The organism is Kocuria sp. CNJ-770 (assembly GCF_001942375.1).
In the GTDB taxonomy this organism is placed as follows: Bacteria; Actinomycetota; Actinomycetes; order Actinomycetales; family Micrococcaceae; genus Kocuria; species Kocuria oceani.
Window position 1 is genome coordinate 25,394 of sequence record NZ_MKJW01000044.1, and the last position, 16,385, is coordinate 41,778.

Sequence of the window (16,385 nt, forward strand, 5' to 3'; positions counted from 1 at the left end):
CGGCCGGAACTCCTAAGCGGCCCACCCGGCTCGCACGACGCCCCGGGGCCGCCGGCTCAGCTCGGCGGCGGCGGGGGTGCGGGGGCGCCCTTCGGCGGGGCGATCTTGGAGTGCGCGAGGGTGGGGCCGGAGGCGGCCACCGCCGCGGTCTCCCGCTCACCCGCCGCGCCCGGCCAGACGCGGCCCGGAGACGGGTCCCACCCGGCGTCGACCACCCGGCGCTGCACCAGGACGGCCAGCCCCAGCACCGCGAGGCCGATCAGCAGGATCACCACGATGCCGCCGACGGACCCGATCTTGGCCGCGGAGCCGACGGCGATGCCGAACCAGCCGAAGTCGGCGTCGCCGAACGTGGTGTTCTCGGAGCCGAAGGTGCCCAGGACGGACAGCAGGAACGCGGGCAGGAACGTGATGAGCAGGCCGTTGACGAAGCCGCCGGCGAGCGCCCCGCGGCGCCCGCCGGTCGCGTTGCCGTAGACGCCGGCCGCGCCGCCGGTGAAGAAGTGCGGGACGAGGCCCGGGAGGATCAGGGCGACGCCGATGGCGGGGTTGAGCCACACGGAGAGCACGAACAGCCCGATCAGGCCTCCCACGAAGCTGGCGATGAAGCCCAGCAGCACGGCGTTCTGCGCGTAGGGGAAGACGATCGGGGCGTCCAGGGCCGGGATCGCCCCGGGGACGACCCTGGCCGCGATGCCCTGGAACGCCGGGACCAGCTCGCCCAGGATGGTGCGCACGCCGAAGAGGATCACGGCCACTGCCACGCCGAACTGCAGCCCCTGGGTGATCGACATCATGATGTAGTTGCCCACGCCGGTGGCGCCGCCCTCGAAGGCGGTGAAGGCCTCCTCGGACCCCGCCCGGACCAGGAAGAGCACGGCGAGGACCACGTACATCATGGCCATGGACAGTGCGGTGGCCACCATGGAGTCGCGCAGGAAGCGCAGTCCCTCCGGCAGCTTCGCGTCCTCGGTGGAGCGGCTGTTCTTGCCCACCACCTGTCCCACCGCGCCGGCGGCGATGTACCCGGCGGTGCCGAAGTGGCCCATGGCCACGCTGTCGTCGCCGGTGATCCGGCGGGTCCACGGGTGGACCAGGGCCGGCAGGGACACCATCAGGATGCCCAGCAGCAGGGCCCCCAGGGACACGGTCACCCAGCCGTCGTAGCCGGCGGTGGCCAGGATGATGGTCAGCAGCGTCGCCATGAACAGGACGTGGTGCCCGGTCAGGAAGACGTAGCGCAGCGGGGTGAACCGGGCGAGCACGAGGCTGACGGCGAAGCCGAGGATCATCAGCCACGCCACCTGGGCCCCGTACTCGGCCTGGGCGATCCCGGCGATGGCCTCGTTGGTGGGGATGACGCCCTGGGCGCCGGTGGCGCCCAGGATCATGACGCCCAGGGGCTCCAGGGAGGCCACCACGAGGGTGGCCCCGGCGCCGATGAGCAGGAAGCCGAGGGTGGCCTTGATGGCGCCGCCGATGACCTGCCCGGTGCTCTTGCGCAGGGCGATCAGCCCGACCGCGGTGATGATGCCGATGAGGAACGCGGGGACGGCCAGGATCTCGCTGACCAGGAACTCGGGGATGCTGACGAGCCAGTTCATGGGTACCTGCTCCTAGACGTCGTAGAGCTCGCGCATGGCGGCGTCGAGCTCGGTGGTGCTGGTGAAGTTCTCGATCACCTTGACGGGCACGCCCACGTCCCCCAGGGCGCGGGCGATCTCCCCTGAGGTGAGGATGACGTCGGCCTCCTTGGCCTTGCCGCGGGCGGAGATGGTGTCGGTGGCCTCGACCGTGAGGTAGGGGCTCCAGCCCCAGCGGTCGAGCACCTGCTCCAGGGTGTTCTTCAGGAACAGGCTCGTGCCCAGCCCGTTGCCGCAGACGGTGAGGATCTTGTTGCGGCTCTCCGTGGCCGGCTCGGTCGCCGGCTCGGTGGCCGCCTCCGTCACCGCGGGCGCCGGCTCGGCCGGTGCGGCCGGTGCCGCCTCCGCCGTCGACGAGGACGCCGATCCGGTCGCCGCCGCCCCCGGGCGGGACGCCGGGGCGTCCTCCGTGAGCAGGGCGAGCACCTCCTCGGGCGTCGCCGCCCGGTCCAGGGTCGTCCGGGTCCCCGGCGAGGCGAGGAGGGTGGCCAGCTGCCGCATGGCCTGCAGGTGCTCCTTCTGGTCCTTCGCGGAGAGGGCGACGACGAGGGTCACGGGGTCGTTGGACGCGTGCCCGAACTCGACCGGGTGGGCCAGCCGGACCCAGGACATCGCCGTGCGGTGCACGGCCTCCGAGGGCCGGGCGTGGGCGAAGGCGAACCCGGGGGCGACGACGATGTACGGGCCGTTCTCCTCGACGCCGGCGATCATGGCCCGGGTGTACTCGTCGCTGATCGCCCCCTGCCGCTCGAGCAGCCCGCCGGCACACGTGATGGCGGCACGCCAGTCGTCCACCGACTCGTCGAGACGGATGGATTCGATGTCCAGTAAACGCCCGATGTTCGACATATTTGACAGCGTACCCGCGAACGATTAAAAGACGTTCACATCGCACGGTGCCGGGTGCGGATCGGCGCCGCACGGCCCGCCGCTACGGCGTGGTTCGCTCCCGCAGATGGGCCGCGACGAGATCGAGGGCCTCCGCGCTGGCCGGGAGGATGTTGACCTGGGAGAAGAAGGCGTGCATCTGGCCGGGCCAGCGGTGGTGCACCACGCTCACGCCCTCCGCGGCGAGCCGCCGGGCATAGGCCTCGCCCTCGTCGCGGAGCACGTCGTGCTCCGCGGTGAGGACCAGGGCCGGCGGCAGGCCGCCCAGGGATTCGGCGCGCAGCGGTGAGGCCTCGGGGTGTCCGCGAGCGCTCTCCTCGGGGACGTAGTGCTCCCAGAACCAGCGCATGGACTCGGCGGGGAGGAAGGCCTGGTGCTCCGGCTCCCGGTAGGAGGGCCGGGTCAGGTCTGCGTCGGTGACGGGGTACACGAGGACCTGCCCGGCCAGCTCCGGGCCGCGGCGGTCGCGGGCCCGGTGGGTGAGCACCGCCGCCAGGTTGCCGCCGGCGCTGTCCCCGGCCACGAACAGCGGCACCGGGGCTCCGGCGATCGCCTCCCGGTGCTCGGCGGCCCACTGCAGGGCCGTCCAGCTGTCCTCCACCGGGGTGGGGAACGGGTGCTCCGGGGCCTTGCGGTACTCCACCAGCACGACGGCCGCACCGGACCGTGCGGCGAGCAGCCGCCCCAGCGTGTCGTAGCCGTCGATGTCCCCGAGGACCCAGCCGCCGCCGTGCAGGTGGACCAGCACCGCGGCCGGGGACGCGTCGGGAACGAGGACGCGCACCCGGAAGGCGCCGCCGTCGTGCCCGTCCAGGACGTGCTCCTCGACCCGGTGCATGTCCGGGCCGGGGCCGTAGCGGGCGCGCCGGTCCGCTCCGGTGGCGCGGGCCTGCGCCGGGGTCATCTCCCACATCGGCGGGGTGCCCGGCGGGGTGGCGTCGGCCAGCTCCTGCAGGAAGGTCGCGCTGGCGCGGTCGAGGGCCATGGCGGGTGCTCCTTGTCCCGGGCTCGCCCGGAGGGCGGTGCTCAGTCGAGCTCGACGACGGTGATCGGCAGCGGCAGGGACTCGGCGTCGAAGGGGATCTGCTCCGAGAACGGGTTGCCGTCCTCGTCGCGGCCGACGCACAGGGCGAGCACCGTCGCGGGGTCGGGCCCGACCATCAGGGTCCAGTGCTGGCCGTTCGCGTCCACGGCGTGGGCCTGGTGGTCGAGGTCCACGCCGCCCTCCAGGTCGGCGAAGCGGGTCCGGTAGTCCTCCAGCTCCTCGGGGGTCTGCAGCACCCCGGCGGCGACCACCGCCTCCTCGTCGCCGGTGACGGCCGGGGCCACCGGATAGGCGATGCGGAACGGCGGCTCGAGCACCTCCAGCAGCTCCCGGGCGGGGCTGGCGTCGTCGCCGCGCAGCCAGAGCCGCCCGGTCCCGTCGACGAAGCCGGCGTACTCCTCGTCGTTGGGGTAGAAGCACAGGAAGCCCGAGCCGGGGATCCGCGAGGCCAGCCCGGAGAGGTCCTCGGCGCGGTCCACGGCGAGGAATCGGGTGAGGGGCTCCAGCGGCAGGGGTTCCACGGGCGTTGTCTCCTTGGCGTTCGGCGTTCGGCGGGACGGCCGTGTGCTGGCCGATCCCGGACGTCCTACGCTACGCCGCCGGGGACGGGTCGCGGACCGGACCCGCGCGGAGCGCCGCCGCCTACGCGCAGTCCAGCGCGGTGCGCAGCGCCTCGAGGTTGTCCCGCATGACCTGCTGGTAGTCGGCGTTCTCGTCGGCCTGGGCCTCCACCGGGTCCAGCACCGCGGTCTCGATCCCGTGCTCGGCCGCCAGGGTCTCGGCGACCTTCGGGTTGACCAGGGACTCCGAGAACACCGTGGTGACGCCCTCGGCCTCGACGACCTCGCCGATCTCGGCCAGCCGGGCCGGGGAGGGCTCGGTCTCGGGGTCGAGCCCGGCGATGCCCACCTGCTCGAGGCCGTACTTGTCCGCCAGGACCCGTAGGCCTCGTGGGAGACCACGATGGTGTCCCGCTGGCAGGTGGTCAGTCCCTCGGTGAACTCCTCGTCCAGGGCGGCCAGCTCCGTGGTCAGCTGCTCGGCGTTGGACTCGTAGGTGGCGGCGTTGTCCGGGTCGACCTCGGCCAGCTCGTGGGAGACCTCCGTGGCGACCGCGGCGAGCCGCTCGGGGTCCAGCCAGAAGTGCGGGTCCTCCCCGCCGTGGTCGTGGCCGTCACCTCCGGCCTCCTCGGCGTGCCCCTCCTCGCCGTGGGCGTCGGCACCATGGGCCTCTGCGCTGTGGGAGTCCTCCGCGGCCCCGTGCTCCTCCACCGAGTGGGCCTCCTCGCCCTCCACCCCTGCGTGCGCCGCGTCGAGGGCGTGCTCGGGGGCCGCCTGGGCCACGGCGTCGTCGACCGCCGGCTGGAACCCGGAGAGGTAGACCACCGCGTCCGCGGTGCGCAGCCCGTCGACCGCCGCGGGGGACAGCTCCAGGTCGTGCGGCTCGGCCCCGGCCGGAGTGAGCGACTCCACCTGCACGAGGTCCCCGCCGACGCGCTCGGTGACGTACTGCAGCGGATAGAAGGACGCCTGCACGGTCAGCGCCTCCCCCGATCCACCGCCGGCGGTGCCGCCGACGGGTCGGCGGAGTCGGCGGCGCACGAGGACAGCGCGAGGGCGGCAGCCAGGGAGAGCGGGGCGATGAGGGCGCGAGACGGGATCATGAGAACGATTCTCGTGAAAAGTGAGAACGGTTGTCAATTCACCGCAGTTGGGAGGCTCAGCGCCCAGCCGACCGACAGGCGTCGCAGACCCCGTGCAGCTCGATCGCGTGGGAGACGTCGGTGAAGCCGTGCCGGCGGGCTGCCTGGGCGGCCCACCGCTCCACCGACGTCTCGGCCACCTCCACGGTGTGCCCGCAGCGGCGGCACACCAGGTGGTGGTGGTGCTCGGTGCGGGCGCAGCGGCGGTACCGCATCTCGCCACCGGGGGCGGCGAGAGCGTCCACCTCCCCGGCCTCGGCCAGGGCGCTGAGGTTGCGGTAGACGGTGGCGAGGGAGACCGACTCGCCCTCCTCCGCCAGCATGGCGTGGAGCTGCTGGGCGGAGCGGAACTCGGGGGTGCGGTCGAGCAGCTCGGTCAGGGCGGAGCGCTGCCGGGTGGTCCGGGACATGGTCATGCTCCTCTCAGCTGGAGGTCGTCCTCGGCGTGGTGGGCGCCCTCAGCACCGTGGGGCCCGCCGTGGGGCCGCACGCGCCCCAGGAGGGGGCGGACGAGCAGGGCGAGCACGTAGCAGCCGATGGCCAGCACCACGATCATGGCGCCCGGGGACAGGGGCTGGAAGTAGGTGATGGACAGGCCCGTCACGCACACCGCGGCCCCCACGGCCATGGCCGTGCCCATGGTGCCGGCGAACGAGCGGGTGAGCAGCTGGGCGACGGCGACCGGCACGATCATCACCGCGGAGACCAGCAGGACGCCGACCACGCGCATCGACACGGAGACGGTGAGGGCAGCCATGACGGCCACCAGGATGTTCAGGGCCCGGACCGGCAGCCCCGTGGCGAGGGCGAACTCCTCGTCGTGGCACAGGGAGAACAGGGCCGGGCGCAGGCCCAGCCCGACGCCGAGGACCACCGCGGCCAGTCCGGCGGTGAGCCAGACGTCCAGGGTGGTGACCGTGGCGATGGAGCCGAAGAGGTAGCCGGTGAGGTTCGCCGAGGTCCCGCCGGCCAGCCCGATCAGCAGCACTCCGCCGGCGATGCCGCCGTAGAACAGCAGGGCCAGCGCGACGTCGCCGCTGGTGCGCCCCCGGGTGCGCATGACCTCGATGAGCACCGCGCCCACGACGGCCGCGACCACCGCCCCGGGCACGGCCAGGGCGTCGTGCGCGGTGAGCCCGGCCGCGGAGCCGGCCAGCCAGCCCATGGCCACCCCGGTGAGGGCCACGTGGCCGATGCCGTCCCCGAGCAGGGCCAGGCGCCGCTGCACGAGGTAGGTGCCGATCACCGGCGCGGACACCCCGACCAGCACGGCGATCAGCAGGCCGCGCTGCATCAGGGGACTGGCCAGCATGGCGGTGAAGGTCTCGATCATGGTCGCTGCGGCTTTCCGTGGAGATCGGGGGCGGCGGGAACGGCGGCGGGCTCGTCCCCGTGCGGGTGCAGGTGCTCGTGGTCGGGGGCGTCGTGCCCCGGGGCCGGCCGCGGGGGGCTGCCGTCGTGGACGATGTGCCCGTGGCGCAGCACCACGGCGCGGTTCAGCAGCGGGGCCAGCTCGCCGAGCTCGTGCAGCACGACGAGCAGCGTGGTGCCGTCGGCCTGCAGCCGCGCCAGGATGCGGGCCATGGCCTCCTTGGAGACCTGGTCCACCCCGGACAGCGGCTCGTCCAGCAGCAGCAGCCGTGGGCGCCGCACGAGCGCCCGGGCGATGAGCACCCGCTGCTGCTGGCCGCCGGAGAAGATCGCCACGCTCTCGCGCGCCCGGTCGGCCAGGCCGACCTGCTCGAGCGCGTCGAGGCAGACCCGCCGGGCGCCGGCGCCCGGGCGCAGCCGCCGGTGGCCCGTCAGCCCCGCGGACACGACCTCCAGCGCCGTGGCCGGCACCCCGGCGCCGACGCCGACGCGCTGCGGGACGTAGCCGATGCTCGACCACGGCACGGTCCGGCGGGCGGTGACGTCGGCGCCGAACAGCCGGGCCTCACCGGACGCGACGGGCACGATGCCGAGCAGGGCCTTGAGGAACGTCGACTTGCCCGAGCCGTTGCCGCCCATCAGGGCGACGGCCTCGCCGTCGGCCACGGACAGGTCCACCCCGCGCAGCACCGGCGTGGCGCCGAACGCCACGGTGAGGCCCTCCGTGCGGATGGCCGGGCCGTTCCCCGGAGCCGGGGCCGCCGGCGTGGATCGCAGTTTCATGAGACCCATTCTCAAGAAAATGAGAACGATGGTCAATTCGCCGGCGACCGGCAGGTCTCCTTTGTTTGAGAATGGTTCTTATGTAAGGTGGCGGGCATGCGCCTTGTCACGGTCAGTTCCCTGGACGCCCTCAGCCGCGGGCGTGCCTGCGCGTCCCTCGCGGAGGCCCTCCCCCGCGCCGTGGTGGTGCTGCAGGACCTGCTCGACGACGGCACGGTGGTCCGCCGGACGCTCCGGCCGGGCTTCGCCGCCCAGCGGGAGACGACCCCGCTGGAGCACGGCTGCCCCAGCTGCGCCGTCCGCCTCGACCTCGTCCCGGCCCTCGCGCGCCTGCAGGAGGCCGGGGCGGAGCACGTGGTCGTGGGCCTGTCGCCGGGGGTGCCGGCCGCCACGGCGACCCGCGCCCTGCAGCACCTGCTGGACCGGCCGCCGGTCGTGGAGTCGGCGGTGCTCGCCTGCTCCCCGGCCGCGGTGGAGGACCGAATCTGGGACGGACAGACCCTCGCGGAGGCCGGCTGCACCGCCGTGGACGGGGACGAGCGCACCTGCGGGGAGTTCCTCGTCGAGGAGCTGGCCTTCGCCGACACGGTGCTGCTGGCGGACCCCGACCTGGTGCCCGTCGACGCCGAGCAGCGCGCCCGCGGCGTCCAGCTGCTGCGGGAGCTGGCCCGGCACGCGGACGTCGTCGAGCACGGTGCGGAGGTCCGCCCGGGACGGCACCGTCCCGCCGAGGCCCTGCACCGCGCTGCCTCCGGATGCCTGGAACCGCCCCGGGGCGCGCCGTCCTCACCGTTCAGCACCGTGGTGCACCGGGTGGAGCGCCCGCTGCACCCGGAGCGCTTCCGGCACGCGCTGTCCGCCCTGGCCGCGGGCTGCTGCTGGCTGCGCGGGCACGTCTGCCTGGCGGTGGTCCCGGAGCACCGCATCCTCGTCCAGGGGATCGGTCCGCGGGTCTGGCTGGAGAACGCCGGGCCGTGGCCGGTGGAGCCCCGGCCCGGGTTCCGTGATGCGCACGGGGCCGGCACGGACGCCGCCGGCGCGGACCTGGTGCCGGCCGGCCCAGCCGAGCACGCCACGGTGCTGGCCGCCACCGGCGCGGACCTGGACGCGGCCGAGATGACCGCGCTGCTCACCGCGTGCCAGCTCACGGAGGAGGAGCTGCGGTCCGGGATCACCGGACTGACCGACCCGTTCGGCATCAGCTCGCCGAACTGACCGCGAGGGGCCCGTGCCGGACCCCGCCACCGGACCGACCACCAGCACCACCACCACCAGCACCACCAGGAGGAACGAATGAAAGTACGCAACTCGCTGCGCGCCCTGAAGAAGGTCCCCGGCGCCCAGGTGGTCCGCCGCCGCGGCCGCACCTTCGTGATCAACAAGAAGAACCCGCGGATGAAGGCCCGTCAGGGCTGAGCCGGGGAACCTCACGACGACGAACGGCCGCTGCCGGACCTCGGTCCGGCAGCGGCCGTTCGTCGTCGGCGGGGATGCCGCGTCCCCGTGAGCCCTCCCGTCGTGAGCCGCCGGTGCCGGCCGTCAGGACGCCGGACCGACCGCACGCACCGGCAGGCCCGGCACCGTGCCCCCAGGCACGGCGGCCCGGGTGCGCTCAGCCGCACGGCGGCCCGGGTGCGCTCAGCCGCGCGACGACCTCGCCGGCGCGGCGGATCCCACTGGCTCCCGGACGGGGTCCGGATCGGGAACCGTGGCGGCGGTTCCCACCCTGTCACGGGTCGCCCGTCTCGCGACGTCGGCGCTGGAGAGGGAGACGGCCAGCACGGAGGCGAGCACCAGGGCGGCGGCGGGACCGAGCACGGTCCAGGGGGCGCGCTCGACGTAGCCGATGCCCTCGGCCAGCAGCAGCCCCCACTCCGGGGCCGGGGGCTGCTGCCCCAGGCCGAGGAAGCCGAGGCCGGCGATGGCCAGGGCGGTGCCGGGCAGGCGCAGGATCGCGTGCCGGGTCACCTCCGGCAGCAGGGTGGGCAGGACGGTGCCGGCCAGGATGCGGGCCCGGCCCGCGCCGAGCAGGGGCAGCACCCGGACGTAGGGCCGGGCCGAGATCTCGGCGACGAGGGCGGCGGTGTGGGCGGCCAAGGGCGCCCAGCTGACCAGGGTGACGGCCAGGGCGGCTCCCGCGGCCGAGGGGCCGGCCACCGCCACGACGAGGATGCCGGCGATGATCGGCGGCGCCGCGTTGGTGACCTCCACCGGGCCGGTGGACCACACCCCGGCCGTTCCGACGACGAGGCCGATGACCAGGCAGGCGGCGACCACGAGCAGGGCCAGGCCCAGGGTGTCCAGGGCACCGTGGCCCACCCGGGCCAGCACGTCCCGCCCGGAGGCGTCGGCCCCCAGCGGCAGCGCCCAGGAGGGCGCCTCGAGCCGGGCGTGGGCGGAGGTGTAGGGGTCCCGGAACAGCCCGGCCACGACCAGGGTCAGCAGCAGGGCCCCCGAGACGACCGGGACCACCCACCAGGACCGCCGCCGGCCCGCCGGGGGCCCGGGGACGGGCAGGTCCCCGGACCGGGCGGCCGGGCCCAGCAGCAACCGGCGGATCAGGGCGGCCAGGGCGCCCAGGACCGCGGCGAGGACGAGCAGCAGCAGGACCCCGGCCTGCAGGGCGGCCATGTCCTGGGAGGCGGCGGCCCCGAGCAGGGTCCGGCCCAGACCGGGGATCGCGAAGACCTCCTCGACCGGCACGGCGCCGCCGGTGAGCCCGACGACGACGAGGGCGATCTGCCCGATCACCCCGGGCAGCGCCCGGCGCGCGGCGGCTGCGGCGATCCGGGCCCGGGAGTGCCCGGCCACGGCCCAGGTGTGCACCCAGCGCTCGGTGAAGGCTCCGGCCAGGGCGGTGCTGAGCAGCCGCCCGATCAGCCCGCCCGCCGGCAGGCCCAGGCCAGGGCCGGCAGCACCACGTGCTCGGGGCCGGCCCACCCGTAGGGCGGCAGCCAGCCCCACCACACCGCCACGACGACCAGCAGCACGGCGGCCAGCAGGAACTCCGGCAGCGCGGTCAGCGCGGCCGCCGCCGCCCCGGCCCCGCGGGAGGGGCGCTCGGCCAGCCCGTTCACCACGGTGGGGACGCACGCCAGAGCGGCCACGACCAGCGCGACGGCCAGGGCGGCGCCCATCAGGGTGAGGGAGACGCCGAGGGCGTCCAGGACCCCGGGCAGGACCGGGCGGCCGCTGATCCAGGAGGTGCCGAAGTCCCCGGTGAGCACTCCGGAGGCCCAGTCGGCGAAGACGGCCACCGGGCCACCGTCCAGGCCGAGCTCGGTGCGGATCTGGGCGAGCACCTCCGGGGTGGCCGGCCGGTCGGCGTAGCGGGCGCGCAGGACCGTGTACTCCGGGCTGTTGCCCGACAGCCAGGGCAGGGCGCCGATCAGCACGACCACGGCGGCGAAGGCCGCCGCGCGGGAGATCAGGGCCGCCGCCCATCCCCGTCGGTTCACTCGGCGACGGTGGTCTCGGCGGTGATCAGCTCGCGTTCGCGCGGGTCGCGCACCGCGCCCGCCACGCCGCTCTGCTCGCCCTGGATGACACGCTCGTGGAGCATGGGGATCGCGGCGTCCTCGGCGAGGATCGCCGCCTCGGCGGCCATGATCGCCCGCTGGCGCTCCTCACCCGGTGCGGTCCGCTCGGCCGCGGCGAGGGCGTCGTCGACGGTCTCGGAGCAGAACTGGGAGATGTTGAACGAGCCCTCGCAGCCGAAGTCGCTGACCATGTAGGCCACCGGGTCGCCCGAGTCGAGCACCGTGGCCCGCGAGAGGATGAAGGCGTCGAAGGCCCCGTCCAGGGCGTCGGCCTCGATGTACTGGTACTCGCGCACCTCCAGCTCGACCTCGAACCCGGCCGCCTCCAGCTGCTGCTGGAGCTGGACGGCCACCTCGGGCAGCTCGGCGCGGTCGGTAAAGGTGCCGATGGTGATCTTCCGGCCCTTCGGGTCCGCGGCCTGCGCCCGGCCCTCCAGGACCTGCCGGTACTCGTCGGTGTCCCGGCCGGCCGCCGCGTAGGGAAGCGCGGGTCCGAGCAGGCCGGCGGCCACGTCGGCCCGGCCCTCGTAGACCCCGTCCACGACGCCTGCGGGTCGAGGGCCTCCCGCGCCGCCGCCCGCAGGGCGGGGTCGGCGAACGGGCCGTCCTCGGTGTTGAGGTACAGGGTGTTGGTGCGCGGCATCGGCACCTCCTCCAGGAGGTCCTCCTCGACCTGGGCGGCCTGGCCCACCGGCACGGCCTCGACGACGTCGGCCTCCCCGGTGCGCAGCGCGGCCGCCCGGGCGGTGCCGTCGGGCACGAAGGACACGTCGATGCCGGCCGCGGCCGCGGCGCCGTCCCAGTGGTCCTCGTAGCGTTCCAGGGTGGCGCCGGAGGTGCCGTCGACCGCGGTGAGCTCGAACGGCCCGGTGCCGTGGCCCACCGGGTCCACCGCGGCCCCCTCGTAGGCGGCCGGGGCGAGGACGGACAGCTGCGGGCTGGACAGGCGCTGCGGGACCAGCGGGTCGGTCTCGGCGGTGGTGACCCGCACGGTGCCGCCCTCCGCCGCCACGGACATCTCCACCCCGTCGAGGATGCGCGGGGCCGGCTCGGCCGTCACGGCCCGGTCCAGGGAGGCGGCGACGTTCTCGGCGGTGAGCTCGGTGCCGTCGTGGAAGGTGACCCCGTCGCGGATCGTGAAGGACCAGGTGGTGTCGTCGACCTGCTCCCACGCGGTGGCCAGCATCGGCTGGGCGTCCCCGGCCTCGTCCAGCCGGACCAGGGTCTCGGCGGTGGACCAGCGGGAGAGCTTGAACGCGTCGTCGCTGAGCGGGGACAGCCCCGAGCGCGGCGGCTGGAGCATGGCGAGTGCGACCCGGGCGTCGGAGGAGGCACCGGCACCCTCCGCGGACGACCCGCCGGAGCCCCCGGCGAAGCAGCCGGTGAGCAGCAGCAGGCTCACGGCGGCCAGCCCGAGACCGGTGGCCCGGTGGGAGGAGCGGTGGACGGGAACGGAGGAGCGAGGAGGCATCAGGAAGCCCTTTCGGCGTGGTGGTCGGTGGATCGCGCGGTGGTCGGGGAAGCGGACAGCTGAGGGGCGCGGAGCGCGGGCAGGACCCGCGGCGGGGCGGCGGCGAGGAGCAGGGCGAGCGGGATCAGCGGGACCCACGAGGTGACGGCCGGCAGGGCACGGGGGCTCAGGCGGGCAGCCGCGGGACGGCGTCCACCAGCTCCTGGGTGATCGGGTGCCGGGGGCTCTCGAGGAGCCGGCCGGCCGGGCCCTCCTCGACCACCCGTCCGCGGTCGAGCACCAGGGCGCGCTCGCACAGGGAACGGACCGCGGTGAGGTCGTGGGAGATGAACAGCAGCCCCAGACCTCTGCGGACGTGCTGGTCCTGCAGCAGGTCCAGCACCTGGTTGCGCAGCGGCAGGTCGAGGCCGCTGACCGCCTCGTCGGCCAGCAGGATCCGGGGGCGGGTCACCAGCGCCCGGGCGATGGCCACGCGCTGGGCCTGGCCGCCGGAGAGCTCGTGGGCGCGTCTGTCCAGGTGCTCGGCGCCGAGACCGACCTGCTCCAAGGCGTCCCGCACCAACTGTGCATGGTCGCCCGGGACGCGGTAGCGCCGGAGCGGTTCGAGCAGCTGGCGCTCGACGCTGCGCCGCGGATCGAGGCTCGACGCCGGATCCTGCGGAACGTACTGCACGGCCTGCCGGGCCCGCCGGATCCGCTGCCGGCCGATCAGGGGCATGTCGCCGAAGAGGACCTCACCCCGGTCCGGGCGCTCCACGGCCAGCAGCAGGGACAGCAGCGTGGACTTGCCCGATCCGGAGGGGCCCACCACGCCCAGCGCCTCGCCCTCGCGCACCTCGAGGTCGACCCCGCACACCGCGGTCACCTCCCCGGAGCGGGTCCGGTAGGTCCGGGTGAGTCCGGTGCCGCGCAGCGCCGTCGGCCCTGCGGGCCGGGTCACGAGGCCGCGCCCAGCGGTGCGGCGACAGGCCGGGAGCCGGTGCGGAGTTCTGGCTCCTGCGGGGCCACGACGGGTCGGAGACCGGGGCGGAGGTCCCGCTCCTGCGAGGCCGCGGCGGGCCGGAGGCCGGCGCGGGCCGCCGCGACCAGGGCCGCGGTGAACGCCGCCCGGGGCGACCGGAGCACCTGCTGCATCGGGCCGGCCTCCACGACCCTCCCCCGCTCCAGGACCACGACCGCGTCGCAGAGGTCGGCGGCGACCGCGAGGTCGTGGGTGATGAACAGCAGCGCGCTGCGCCCCGGCCCCGTGCAGCGGCGCAGGGCCTCGACGACCTGACGCTGGCTGATCATGTCCAGGGCCGTGGTGGGTTCGTCGGCCACCAGCAGGTCCGGTGACGCGGCCATGGCCAGGGCCAGGCACACGCGTTGGCGCTGCCGCCCGAGAGCTGGGAGGGATGGGCGTGCAGGATCCGCTCGGGGTCCTCGAAGCCGACCTCGCGGAGCAGCTCCGCCACGACCCGGCCGGCCTCCGCCGCACCGGTCCGGCGGCGGCGGGACACGGCGGGCAGCAGCTGCCGGTCCAGGCGCACCACGGGGTTCAGCGCGGCCTGGGAGTCCTGGAAGACCGCCGCCATGCCGGGGCGCCGGCCCGGCGCCTGGCGCCAGGGCAGCTCACGGCCGTCGACCCGCAGCGTGCCCTGCACGCGGAACTGGGGCCCCAGCAGTCCCAGCACCGCCAGCACCGTCAGGGACTTGCCCGAGCCCGAGGCCCCGAGCAGGGCCACCCGCTGCCCGGGCTGCACCCGGAGGTCCACTCGGTGCAGCAACGGCTGTCCGACCACGGAGACCTCGAGGTCCCCCACCTCCACACGGGCGGCACTGCGCACGCTCTCTCCTCGGGTCGCACTCGTCAACTGTCTCACAGTAATGATTATCATTCGCAGTTTACAACGGCACGCCGACCGGCCTCGATCCGTCGTCGATGTTTATTGAGAATGGGTATCATTCTCGTCTATGGTTCGAGCATGCACACTTCGTCCCGCACCCTGACCTTCTCCGGACTCGTCGTCGCCGCGCTGGCGCTGTCCGCCTGCTCCCCCGGCACGGCCGAGGCCGAGCCCGCCGCCGAGAACTCCGCCGCCGCGACGACCCCGGCCGAGGCCTCGAGCTCCCCGTCCGCCTCGGGCGGTTCGGCGGAACGCCAGGAGGTCGCCTCCCTCACGCCCCGCGTGGTGCTGAGCTACGACGGCGGCCTGATGACCCTCGACGCCGAGTCCGGGGAGATCCTCGGGACCACCGAGCACGAGGGCTTCCTGCGGCTGAACAACGCCGGGGACGGCCGGCACGTGCTGGTCAGCGACAGCGACGTCTTCCGGCTCTTCGACACCGGGCTGATCGACCAGGCCCACGGCGACCACTCCCACTACTACGAGCAGGCCCCCGCCCTTACGGACACCGCCCTCGAGGCCCCCGAGGCCGCGCACGTGGTGGTGCACGAGGGGAAGACCGCGCTGTTCGCCGACGGCAGCGGAGCCATCCAGGTCCTGGACTCCACCGCCTTCTCCGACGGCTCCGTGGAGGACGGCGAGGTGGAGCGCCACGCCACCGAGGCAGCCCACCACGGGGTGGCCGTACCGCTGACGGACGGGAACCTGCTGCTCACCCAGGGCACCGAGGAGAGCCGCGACACCGTCCAGGTCGTGACGCCCGCGGGCGAGGTCGTGGCCGAGACCACCGACTGCCCCGGGTGCACGGCGAGGCCGCGGCCGCCCCCACCGCGCAAGGCGACGTGATCTCCCTGGGCTGCGAGAACGGCCCGGTGGTCTACCGCGACGGCGCCTTCCACAAGGTCGCCGTCCAGGAGGACTACCAGCGCTCGGGCAACCAGTTCGGCTCCCACGGCTCCCCGGTCGTGCTGGCCGACTACAAGACCGACGCGGACGCCGAGCAGGAGCGCCCCACCCGGATCGGGCTGATCGACACCCGCACCGATGAGATCCGCACGGTCGACGCCGGCTCGGCCTACTGGTTCCGCTCCCTGGCCCGCGGGCCCGAGGGCGAGGCCCTCGTGCTCACCTACGACGGGCAGCTGAACATCCTCGACGCCGACACCGGGGACGTGCTGCACGAGGTCGCCGTCGTCGAGCCCTGGGAGGAGCCCGAGGAGTGGCAGGAGCCCGGCCCGGCCGTCAAGGTCGCCGGGGACCGCGCCTACGTCACCGACGCCGCGGCGCGGAAGCTGCACGTGGTGGACATCGCCGCCGGCACCGTGGTGGACAGCTTCGACCTGCCCGAGACCCCCACCGAGATCGCCGTGGTCGACGGCGAGCCCGAGTCCCCCGCCACCGCGGAGGCCGGGCACGAGGACCACGACCACGCAGGGGACGCCCACGAGGGCCACGACCACTGAGCCGACGCGTTCCTGACAGGGGCGCCCGTCAGCCGGACCACGACGACGGGCGCCCACCAGGTGACCACCGGCCGCCACGGCCTCGGAAGGAGCCACCCATGTCACGCCGCACAGCCCGCCCCCGTAAGCCGCTGAAGAACGAGACCCCGGCCGACGCCAGCGGCCCGGTGCTCGCCTGGTGCACCGGATCCCGCTGCGCAGGCCTGCGCCGCCTGGCCGACGGAGAGGACCACGAGCAGCAGATCGTCTCGACCATCAGGGCCACCCCCGGGGCCGTGCTCATCAACTCACCCTGCCTGGGACGGTGCGAACTGGCCTGCGTGGCCGCCGTGGCCCGCCGCGACGGCCCCAACGATCAGATCGGCCCGCTCGCGTGGTTCAGCGGCCTGGAGGACCACGGCCGGTTCCACGCCCTGCGGGAGTGGCTGCGCGCCGGGGGTCCGCAACAGATCCTCCAGCCGGACCGGATCCTGCCGCCGGCACTCCGGGCCGCGACCTGCGGCACCACCCCGGCGCCGAGGATCCGTCGCGGCTGAGATCGCCCCGGCTGTCGCGGGCGGGCCTGCGCCCCCTGCGACAGGCCGGGGTGCCGGT

The 16,385-nt window shown here is 74.7% G+C and carries 18 protein-coding genes and 2 pseudogenes; 5 read left to right on the forward strand and 15 right to left on the reverse strand.

What is annotated here, in order from left to right; genetic code table 11:
- Positions 1-56: 56 nt before the first annotated feature.
- The 9 genes and pseudogenes from BJF77_RS02130 to BJF77_RS02165 all read right to left on the reverse strand — a co-directional run bounded on the left by BJF77_RS02130 (position 57) and on the right by BJF77_RS02165 (position 7,432).
- On the reverse strand, positions 57-1,604 hold the full coding sequence (locus BJF77_RS02130; protein ID WP_075871138.1) for a PTS ascorbate transporter subunit IIC: 1,548 nt from the start codon (positions 1,602-1,604) through the stop codon (positions 57-59).
- A gap of 12 nt (positions 1,605-1,616) precedes the next feature.
- Positions 1,617-2,492, reverse strand: a complete 876-nt coding sequence (locus BJF77_RS02135) for a PTS sugar transporter subunit IIA (protein WP_075871139.1) — start codon at positions 2,490-2,492, stop codon at positions 1,617-1,619.
- Positions 2,493-2,574: 82 nt separating this feature from the next.
- The gene (locus BJF77_RS02140) at positions 2,575-3,516 is read right to left on the reverse strand and encodes an alpha/beta hydrolase (RefSeq protein WP_083664920.1); all 942 of its coding nucleotides are present in this window, start codon (positions 3,514-3,516) and stop codon (positions 2,575-2,577) included.
- A 41-nt stretch (positions 3,517-3,557) separates the two neighbouring features.
- The gene (locus tag BJF77_RS02145; RefSeq protein ID WP_075871140.1) at positions 3,558-4,097 is read right to left on the reverse strand and encodes a hypothetical protein; all 540 of its coding nucleotides are present in this window, start codon (positions 4,095-4,097) and stop codon (positions 3,558-3,560) included.
- A gap of 121 nt (positions 4,098-4,218) precedes the next feature.
- Positions 4,219-5,111, reverse strand: a pseudogene (locus BJF77_RS22290) (metal ABC transporter substrate-binding protein).
- Between the two features lie 2 nt (positions 5,112-5,113).
- A complete protein-coding gene (locus tag BJF77_RS22455; protein WP_255396090.1) occupies positions 5,114-5,239 on the reverse strand; it encodes a hypothetical protein in 126 nt (41 codons plus the stop codon).
- Positions 5,240-5,295: 56 nt separating this feature from the next.
- The gene (locus BJF77_RS02155; protein ID WP_369821345.1) at positions 5,296-5,688 is read right to left on the reverse strand and encodes a Fur family transcriptional regulator; all 393 of its coding nucleotides are present in this window, start codon (positions 5,686-5,688) and stop codon (positions 5,296-5,298) included.
- A gap of 2 nt (positions 5,689-5,690) precedes the next feature.
- Entirely contained in the window at positions 5,691-6,611 is a 921-nt protein-coding gene (locus BJF77_RS02160; RefSeq protein WP_075871141.1) for a metal ABC transporter permease, read from the reverse strand.
- A complete protein-coding gene (locus BJF77_RS02165) occupies positions 6,608-7,432 on the reverse strand; it encodes a metal ABC transporter ATP-binding protein (protein WP_075871142.1) in 825 nt (274 codons plus the stop codon). The genes BJF77_RS02160 and BJF77_RS02165 overlap by 4 nt, the downstream gene beginning before the upstream one ends.
- Before the next feature lie 96 nt (positions 7,433-7,528).
- Between BJF77_RS02165 and BJF77_RS02170 the strand changes: the two genes are divergently transcribed.
- The gene (locus BJF77_RS02170) at positions 7,529-8,647 is read left to right on the forward strand and encodes a GTP-binding protein (RefSeq protein WP_075871143.1); all 1,119 of its coding nucleotides are present in this window, start codon (positions 7,529-7,531) and stop codon (positions 8,645-8,647) included.
- A gap of 78 nt (positions 8,648-8,725) precedes the next feature.
- A complete protein-coding gene (gene ykgO, locus BJF77_RS02175) occupies positions 8,726-8,848 on the forward strand; it encodes a type B 50S ribosomal protein L36 (protein WP_026544400.1) in 123 nt (40 codons plus the stop codon).
- A 222-nt stretch (positions 8,849-9,070) separates the two neighbouring features.
- On the opposite strand, the gene BJF77_RS02180 is transcribed toward ykgO, so the two are convergent.
- The 6 genes and pseudogenes from BJF77_RS02180 to BJF77_RS02200 all read right to left on the reverse strand — a co-directional run bounded on the left by BJF77_RS02180 (position 9,071) and on the right by BJF77_RS02200 (position 14,268).
- The gene (locus BJF77_RS02180) at positions 9,071-10,396 is read right to left on the reverse strand and encodes an ABC transporter permease (protein WP_255396091.1); all 1,326 of its coding nucleotides are present in this window, start codon (positions 10,394-10,396) and stop codon (positions 9,071-9,073) included.
- Positions 10,309-10,890, reverse strand: coding sequence for a hypothetical protein (locus BJF77_RS21300; RefSeq protein ID WP_255396092.1), 582 nt, complete (start codon positions 10,888-10,890; stop codon positions 10,309-10,311). Before BJF77_RS21300 ends, BJF77_RS02180 begins: the two co-directional genes overlap by 88 nt.
- A pseudogene (locus BJF77_RS02185) lies at positions 10,887-12,442 on the reverse strand (ABC transporter substrate-binding protein). Before BJF77_RS02185 ends, BJF77_RS21300 begins: the two are co-directional and overlap by 4 nt.
- Before the next feature lie 166 nt (positions 12,443-12,608).
- The gene (locus tag BJF77_RS02190) at positions 12,609-13,382 is read right to left on the reverse strand and encodes an ABC transporter ATP-binding protein (RefSeq protein WP_083664921.1); all 774 of its coding nucleotides are present in this window, start codon (positions 13,380-13,382) and stop codon (positions 12,609-12,611) included.
- A complete protein-coding gene (locus BJF77_RS02195; protein ID WP_075871144.1) occupies positions 13,379-13,762 on the reverse strand; it encodes a hypothetical protein in 384 nt (127 codons plus the stop codon). The genes BJF77_RS02190 and BJF77_RS02195 overlap by 4 nt, the downstream gene beginning before the upstream one ends.
- A complete protein-coding gene (locus BJF77_RS02200) occupies positions 13,729-14,268 on the reverse strand; it encodes an ATP-binding cassette domain-containing protein (RefSeq protein WP_075871145.1) in 540 nt (179 codons plus the stop codon). The genes BJF77_RS02195 and BJF77_RS02200 overlap by 34 nt, the downstream gene beginning before the upstream one ends.
- 138 nt (positions 14,269-14,406) lie before the next feature.
- On the opposite strand from BJF77_RS02200, the gene BJF77_RS21305 reads away from it, so the two are divergent.
- The 3 genes from BJF77_RS21305 (at position 14,407) to BJF77_RS02210 (ending at position 16,327) form a co-directional block, all read left to right on the forward strand.
- Complete coding sequence (locus BJF77_RS21305; RefSeq protein ID WP_187347240.1) at positions 14,407-15,174, forward strand: hypothetical protein; 768 nt, start codon at positions 14,407-14,409, stop codon at positions 15,172-15,174.
- Positions 15,129-15,791, forward strand: coding sequence for a hypothetical protein (locus tag BJF77_RS21310; RefSeq protein WP_255396093.1), 663 nt, complete (start codon positions 15,129-15,131; stop codon positions 15,789-15,791). The genes BJF77_RS21305 and BJF77_RS21310 overlap by 46 nt, the downstream gene beginning before the upstream one ends.
- A gap of 98 nt (positions 15,792-15,889) precedes the next feature.
- Positions 15,890-16,327, forward strand: a complete 438-nt coding sequence (locus BJF77_RS02210; RefSeq protein ID WP_075871146.1) for a hypothetical protein — start codon at positions 15,890-15,892, stop codon at positions 16,325-16,327.
- Positions 16,328-16,385: the final 58 nt, after the last annotated feature.